Raw genomic sequence first — 3,806 nt, 5'->3', positions numbered from 1 at the left:
CGAAGCACTCGGGCGCCTTGATGTCCTCGAGGTTGATGCCGCCGAAGGTCGGCTCCAGGGCGCAGACCACGTCGACGAGCTTCTCGACGTCGAGCTGGTCGACCTCGATGTCGAACACGTCGATCCCGGCAAACTTCTTGAAGAGCACCGCCTTGCCCTCCATCACGGGCTTGGAGGCCAGCGGGCCGATGTTGCCCAGGCCCAGCACCGCGGTGCCGTTGGTCAGCACGGCCACGAGGTTCTGGCGGATGGTGAGGGTGGCGGCCTCCCGCGGGTCCTCGTGGATCGCCATGCAGGCGGCGGCGACGCCGGGGGAGTAGGCCAGCGCGAGGTCGCGCTGGTTGCCCAGCGGCTTCGTCGCCTGGATCTCCAGCTTCCCGGGCCGGGGCAGGCGGTGATACACGAGCGCCCCGGACTTGAGATCGTCGGACATGTTGTCGGCCATGGCCCGTTCCCCCTCGATCACGCGCGCACGCGGCCGGGCGGTCCCGGCTGCGTCATGAAGGCCCTGTTGCACCGCCTGCGCAGCGGGCGCAACCCGAACAACGAGACCCGCATCCACCTCGACAAGCTCGTGCGCGCGCACGGATTCTCGATCGGTGCCTACTCGTACGGGCGGCCCAAGGTGCGCTTCGCGGACTCGGGCCGGCGGCTGACGATCGGCCGTTACTGTTCCATCGCCGACAAGGTCGAGATCCTGCTCGGCGGCGACCATCGCCTCGACTGGGCCTCGACCTATCCGTTCGCGGCGATGCGTGGCCTGTGGCCGGACGCGGACGCACCGCCCGCCTACCACGCTTCCCGCGGGGACGTGGCGATCGGGCACGACGTCTGGCTCGGTTCCGGTTGCACGATCCTGTCCGGCGTCACGGTCGGGCACGGGGCCGTGGTCGCGGCCCACGCCGTCGTCAGCCGCGACGTGCCGCCCTACGCGGTCGCCGCCGGAAACCCGGCGCGGGTCGTGCGCACCCGCTTCGACGACGCGACGGTCGCGGCGCTCGTCGCCTGCGCGTGGTGGGACCTGCCGCACGCCGAGGTGTCGCGGCTGGTGCCGCTGCTGCAGAGCGGGCGCATCGCCGCGTTGATCTCCGCCGTCCGCGCCGTTGCGCCGCCGGCGTGAATCCCTTACCGGCGGCCCGATCCTTCGAGCGTCTTCACCCCGAAAGCCTGCCCCGAGAGCCTGCCCGATGTCCGACACCCCGCCCGACCGCCTCGCGGTGAACCCGAACAGCCCGTTCTACGACGAGACCGTCCTGGAGCGCGGCATCGGCATCCGCTTCAAGGGCATCGAGAAGACCAACGTCGAGGAATACTGCGTCAGCGAGGGCTGGGTCCGCCTCAGCGCCGGCAAGACGCTGGACCGCGCCGGCAACCCGATGACGGTGAAGCTGAAGGGTCCGGTCGAGCCCTATTTCCGCGACGCCGCGCCCGAGGTCTGAGCCTCGCGTCGTGCGCGGGCCAGCATGAAATCCCGCACCGCCCCGGCGACCAGCGCCGCGACCTGCTCGGGGCTGCGGGGCTCGCGGATGACGAGGCTCGCGAGCACGTCGGTGCGCCGCTGCCGCTGCTTCGGGGTTCGAGAGTGGTTCGAGAGGCGCAGGGCGAAGGCGTAACCCTCCGGCTGAAGGTAGAGGCTGTCGCCGCTTGTGTTGCGCGCGACCTCCCGAAACCCGTGCTCCGCGAGGACCCGGGCCGCATGGGCGCGCGCTGCAGCCGGGGGGAGGGCGCTCACGGCCCCGCCGGCTCGATGGTGCCGAGGGTGCGCCGACCCAGCGCCCGTGCCTTGAGCCGGAGCGCCGGGCGCTCGATGCCGTACCAGGAGAGCGTCGCGACCGGGATCGTCAAGGCGAGGGCCGGCAGGAGCAGCAGCGTCGCGGAGGCCGCCGGCCAGAGCGCGTGCAGGCTCTGCTGGATCGGCCAGCCGTAGAGGTAGATCCCGTAGGAAAGATCGGCCGGCGGGTCGAAGATTCTTTTTGCAAGCCACGGCGACAAGCCGAGCCAGACGGCGCCGTAGCCCTCTGCGACGAACAGAAGCGTGCGGTAGAGCGGCGTCTGCCGCGCCAGGAGGCAGGCGAGCGCGAGGACGACGAGGGGAAGCGCCGACAGGCGCGCGGTCTCGCGGCCGGCATAGAGGGCGGCCCCCACGCAGAAGATCAGCGGCAGGCGCAACGCCGTCTCCAGCCCCTTGCGCAGGTCGGGATGGGTCGCGTCGGCGATCAGGAGGGCCGCCGCGAAGCCCGCGGCGAGCAGCGCCGGGGCAGAGGGCCGGCGCAAAGCCCCGAGCAGCCCGGCGGCGACCACGCCGAGATAGCACAGCACCTCGTATTTCAGGGTCCAGACCGTGCCGAGCGGGCTGCGATAGGGGTTGTCGGGGAAGACGCCGGGCAGCGCCGCATGGCTCTTGAAGGTGGTCAGCGTGCCGCGGACGAAGCGCCAGGTTCCGGTATCGTGAAGGTATTCGCTTACCGGCAGCGTGCTCATCGCGGGCCCGAGCGCCAGCGCGATCAGCAGCGTCGCGGCCACGAGGCCCGGCAGGATGCGCAGGGTCCGCGCGAGCAGGTAATCGACGAGGCCGCGCCGATCGAAGCTCATGGTGACGAGGAAGCCCGAGACCGCGAAGAAGCCGTTCACCGCATGCTCGCCCAGGGTGAAGCCGGTGGCGCGGGCAAGAGGTTCGTCGAGGGCGCTGCCGCTCACGACACTGGCGGCGTGCGAGACCACCACCGCCAGCGCCAGCGCGAGGCGAAGGCCGGAGAACCCGTTCCGCGGCCGGGCGAGCGCCTCGGCGACCGTCGGCGCGCGGCTCATTCCAGGCCCTCGCGGGCCAGCGCGCCGCGGCCGCGCAGGGCCGCGAGGGCTCCCGCGGCCGAACCGCCGTAACGTTCGATCCCGGCCCGACGCAGGATCAGCGCGGAGAGCGCCGCCTTGAGCGCGTTGACAGCGAGGCCGAGCAGGATGGGGTCCGACAGCCCGTATTTCCGGGCGACGTAGGCGCGCGACCATGCCTGATGCCAGCGGCTGCGGAAGACCCGGCCGCGCTCCGGCGCCGAGGAGCGCCCGCGTCCGTGCAGGACCTCGGCGCCGTGGACGTGGACCAGGGCGCGCCCCGAATCGGCCACGCGGCGGCAGAGGTCGTCGTCCTCGTAGAACAGGAAGATCTTCGGGTCGAAGCTACCGATCTCGAGGAAGAATCGCCGCTCGACCATCAGGCAGGCGCCCGAGAGGAACGGCGCGCAGGCATCGCCCTCGGGCGGGTCGCGCCGGCCTTCAGGATTGATGAGGTAGGGCGAAAGCAGGGAGCGCGGCTGGTAGAAGAAGCGGCCGTCCGGCTCGACGATCCGCGGTGCGTAGAGCCCGGCGTCCGGCCAGCGTTCCGCCGCCGCGAGCAGCGCGTCGGCGGCGCCCGGACGCAGCGTCACGTCGGGGTTGAGGATCAGGACGTGGCGGGCGCCGAGGGCCGCGCGCACGCCGGCGTTGTTCGCCCGGCCGTAGCCGTCGTTGCGAGCGTTGCGGATCACCTGCGCGCCCGCGTCCTCGGCGATCTCCGCCGAGCGGTCGCGGCTGGCATTGTCGACGACGACCGCCGGAACGTGCTCGGCGGCCAACGCCGCGAGGCAACCCGGCAGCACCTCGGCGCTGTCATGCGCGACGACCACCGCGACGAGGCTCGGCACGGCGAACTCCGTTAGTCTAAGCCCCACGGCGCCGCGCCTTCCCTCTCCCCTCTGCGGGAGAGGGTGGCCCTCGCGTCAGCGAGGGTCGGGAGAGGGGAGCGACCTCTCCGGATACGGCGCTCCCCTCTCCCG

The 3,806-nt window shown here is 72.0% G+C and carries 5 protein-coding genes and 1 pseudogene; 2 read left to right on the top strand and 4 right to left on the bottom strand.

Annotation, left to right across the window (positions count from 1 at the left end):
• Positions 1-445 (bottom strand): annotated as a pseudogene (locus ACFE86_RS21545) (NADP-dependent malic enzyme); the annotation flags it as partial.
• 54 nt (positions 446-499) lie between these two features.
• Here ACFE86_RS21545 and ACFE86_RS21540 point away from each other — a divergent pair.
• Together ACFE86_RS21540 and ACFE86_RS21535 are read left to right on the top strand one after the other, a co-directional pair.
• On the top strand, positions 500-1,120 hold the full coding sequence (locus ACFE86_RS21540; RefSeq protein WP_375457359.1) for a CatB-related O-acetyltransferase: 621 nt from the start codon (positions 500-502) through the stop codon (positions 1,118-1,120).
• A 67-nt stretch (positions 1,121-1,187) separates the two neighbouring features.
• Positions 1,188-1,439 carry a DUF3297 family protein gene (locus ACFE86_RS21535; RefSeq protein WP_375457358.1) on the top strand — a complete coding sequence of 84 codons (252 nt, stop codon included), beginning with the start codon at positions 1,188-1,190 and terminating at the stop codon, positions 1,437-1,439.
• Here ACFE86_RS21535 and ACFE86_RS21530 read toward each other — a convergent pair.
• The 3 genes from ACFE86_RS21530 to ACFE86_RS21520 are packed head-to-tail and all read right to left on the bottom strand — an operon-like array spanning position 1,409 to position 3,674.
• Positions 1,409-1,732 carry a hypothetical protein gene (locus ACFE86_RS21530; protein WP_375457357.1) on the bottom strand — a complete coding sequence of 108 codons (324 nt, stop codon included), beginning with the start codon at positions 1,730-1,732 and terminating at the stop codon, positions 1,409-1,411. The two genes, ACFE86_RS21535 and ACFE86_RS21530, sit on opposite strands and share 31 nt — an antisense overlap.
• A complete protein-coding gene (locus ACFE86_RS21525) occupies positions 1,729-2,808 on the bottom strand; it encodes an acyltransferase family protein (RefSeq protein WP_375457356.1) in 1,080 nt (359 codons plus the stop codon). Before ACFE86_RS21525 ends, ACFE86_RS21530 begins: the two co-directional genes overlap by 4 nt.
• Entirely contained in the window at positions 2,805-3,674 is an 870-nt protein-coding gene (locus ACFE86_RS21520) for a glycosyltransferase family 2 protein (RefSeq protein WP_375457355.1), read from the bottom strand. Before ACFE86_RS21520 ends, ACFE86_RS21525 begins: the two co-directional genes overlap by 4 nt.
• Between the last annotated feature and the right edge of the window lie 132 nt (positions 3,675-3,806).

The organism is uncultured Methylobacterium sp. (genome assembly GCF_964244095.1).
Taxonomy (GTDB): domain Bacteria; phylum Pseudomonadota; class Alphaproteobacteria; order Rhizobiales; family Beijerinckiaceae; genus Methylobacterium.
This window is presented reverse-complemented; position numbering and strand designations above follow the sequence as displayed.